This window comes from Snodgrassella alvi, assembly GCF_002777425.1.
In the GTDB taxonomy this organism is placed as follows: Bacteria; Pseudomonadota; Gammaproteobacteria; order Burkholderiales; family Neisseriaceae; genus Snodgrassella; species Snodgrassella alvi_B.
Window position 1 is genome coordinate 1 of record NZ_MDVC01000026.1, and the last position, 2,453, is coordinate 2,453.

The following is a 2,453-nucleotide window of genomic DNA, read 5'->3' on the forward strand; positions in this document are numbered from 1 at the left end:
ATTAAGGCACTTCTCCATAATCATTTTTTAAGACATTATATTCTATATTTCAGTTGTAATTCTCAATTCTATAAGAAAAATTATACGGTTAGTATTATTCATGTTTACAAATATGTCATTCGATATATTTCCCTAAGTGATAAATATCAGTTGCCTCTTTATTCATTTCTAAAGAACCTAAAGCGCCTAAATCCAAACTATATATATTATCAGACTCATTATTTTTCTTGACGTATATAAAATAGCCTATATCACCATCTTGACCTATTAAAAAATAATTGGGTTCAATGTTTTGTATACTATATACATCATTTCTTTCTTGAATGTCATATATGTTATATATGTATATATATTCTTCTTTTTCAGTGATTAATTCATACGGCTCTTTATCTTGGACCTCTTCTGACAAAAATCGTACATATAAACTTGGAAATTTGATATTCATTTCTTTTTCAAGAATATACAATATTTCTATAATTGATTTCTTTTCCATAAAAAATTTACCATTCAATTAATATTCTATAAGTCAAAAAAAGGATTATTTATATTAGCATTTCTAATGCTATCGAAATATTTATAAGAATCATTTAACGCTTTTTTTGCTTGTGCTTTAGGTACACCGGCGTCAAGCATTTCCCTGTAACTTATGTTGAATTCTTGTTTTAAGGTTGTATTCCATCCTCCATTAAGTGATCTTCTAGCTCTTTGTGCTTGACTAATGTTAGCATGTGGTAAACCAGAAGAAGATTGTAATAATGTCGCTGGTGCAGCATTTCTTCGATAACTAGTTATATTTCTTTTAGCCCAAGCGTCTTGTATTGGATGATGGCTTTGTACGAAAGCATCAGATCTAGTGTTTCTATGGCCTAAAGCTCTATTTGCATTAGGAGATAAGTTACCATGTATGTCTACATCACCTTTTTTATAGCCATTTGGAGCTTTACATATTAACCCCCACGGATCCACCCAAGTCAACCCATTAGGCGCATACTGATACAGATTAAACCCACCCAGCAGCCCAATCGGATCAGGCTGGGTAAAGCGGCCTATATCCGGATCATAATACCTGAACGTATTGTAATGTAAGCCGGTTTCTCTGTCTAAATATTGTCCCTGATATCTGAGATTCTGCTCTATGGGTTCGTGTTCGATTTCATGAATCCGTTTTCCCCAGAGCTGAAAACTACATTCCCACAGTATTTTACCGTTTTCGTCGGTCAACTCTTCCGGACAGCCGTTCAGGTCGGTATGGAAGTAGCGGATATGTTGTTCATGGTTGCCGTCTGTGTCTATGCGTGCCAGTGGTTCGTAGCTGTTCTGGTCGGTATAGATATACAGGCTGGTGGGGTGATTCGGGCCGGTTTCCTGAATCATTCTTAAGCCGTCCCACAGGAAGCGGGTACGATTGTAGGGTTGGCCGTCGCGGTCTATCTGATGCTTTTTGATACGCCGGCTAAGGCATCGTAGACGTAGCCGTAACGCTGGCTGCGGTTTAGTTGTTCGATACGTACTTCGCTCAGGCGGTGTTCAGCATCGTAGTGGTAGTGCTGGGTTGTGCCGATGGTCTGTTTGGTCTGGGTTCTGCCGTGCTCGTCGTAGCGGTAGTGGTGTCCTCTGAAATGCAGCAGCTGGTTACAGCGAATTAAGTTCTAGCAGCTTTTGATTTTGCCGATGATATTGTATTTTTAAATTATATATCTACAATTAGTTTTTTTAGTCTTTTAATTTCATTAATTAATCGAGGAATATCTTGTCGTGCATGTGCAATAAACTCTTGATCATCTATTGTTCCGCCAATAAGCTCAATATCATCCCCGCGATTATTTTCATCTCCAGTCATAATAAAATTAGAACCACTGGAATGATCTCTATCTTCGACGTAAGATATCCATGGCCCCTTAGTCGCTTTATCACATCGTTGTTTTATTAAATTCAATTCATCATCGGATATTTTATTATTTTGTTGCATTAACAATTCCTTTTGTTGGATTTTGGTTTGGCCGATGGGTTCTTCTGAGTAGGTGTCATTAAAGCTTCTGCTTGCTTTGCTGTAATACCTGATAAAGTTGCATGATGGGGATTATTTTTAGTTGGAGAAGGTATAACATCTCCACCTGCTGCTCGAATATCTCCAACCGTTGTAACGCCTACTTTATTGTGTGGAATACCTTCAGTTAGTTGATCTAATGTCTTACCTGCTGCGCTATTTACTGAAATTCCATCTAACTTGCCTGTACCATCAACTACAACACCACTACCATTTTTAAATGAATCAGCAAGGCATGCTCCACCTCTGCATACAATAGCATCATCTGGCAATATTGATTTTAACCCCCACGGATCCACCCAAGTCAACCCATTAGGCGCATACTGATACAGATTAAAGCCACCCAGCAATCCTATCGGATCCGGCTGGGTAAAGCGACCTATATCCGGATCATAATACCTGAACG

Annotated in this window: 5 protein-coding genes; 1 reads left to right on the forward strand and 4 read right to left on the reverse strand. The window is 38.1% G+C overall.

The window, feature by feature from the left end:
* Positions 1-115: 115 nt before the first annotated feature.
* Complete coding sequence (locus tag BGI33_RS03170; protein WP_100089918.1) at positions 116-493, reverse strand: SMI1/KNR4 family protein; 378 nt, start codon at positions 491-493, stop codon at positions 116-118.
* A gap of 26 nt (positions 494-519) precedes the next feature.
* Entirely contained in the window at positions 520-1,374 is an 855-nt protein-coding gene (locus BGI33_RS03175) for an RHS repeat-associated core domain-containing protein (RefSeq protein ID WP_218965119.1), read from the reverse strand.
* Positions 1,375-1,496: 122 nt separating this feature from the next.
* Here BGI33_RS03175 and BGI33_RS14335 point away from each other — a divergent pair, with 122 nt between their 5' ends.
* On the forward strand, positions 1,497-1,646 hold the full coding sequence (locus BGI33_RS14335; protein WP_257378942.1) for a hypothetical protein: 150 nt from the start codon (positions 1,497-1,499) through the stop codon (positions 1,644-1,646).
* A 44-nt stretch (positions 1,647-1,690) separates the two neighbouring features.
* On the opposite strand, the gene BGI33_RS03180 is transcribed toward BGI33_RS14335, so the two are convergent.
* On the reverse strand, positions 1,691-1,969 hold the full coding sequence (locus BGI33_RS03180; protein WP_100089919.1) for a hypothetical protein: 279 nt from the start codon (positions 1,967-1,969) through the stop codon (positions 1,691-1,693).
* Positions 1,969-2,453, reverse strand: a 485-nt coding sequence (locus BGI33_RS03185; RefSeq protein ID WP_144235344.1) for an RHS repeat-associated core domain-containing protein, incomplete at its 5' end; no start/stop codon positions are given. The genes BGI33_RS03185 and BGI33_RS03180, both read right to left, overlap by 1 nt.

Excerpts from the sequence above, each read along its gene's own strand:
- BGI33_RS03170 (WP_100089918.1), bottom strand. The coding sequence starts at position 493 with ATGGAAAAGAAATCAATTATAGAAATATTGTATATTCTTGAAAAAGAA.
- BGI33_RS03175 (WP_218965119.1), bottom strand. The coding sequence starts at position 1,374 with ATGATTCAGGAAACCGGCCCGAATCACCCCACCAGCCTGTATATCTAT.
- BGI33_RS03180 (WP_100089919.1), bottom strand. The coding sequence starts at position 1,969 with ATGCAACAAAATAATAAAATATCCGATGATGAATTGAATTTAATAAAA.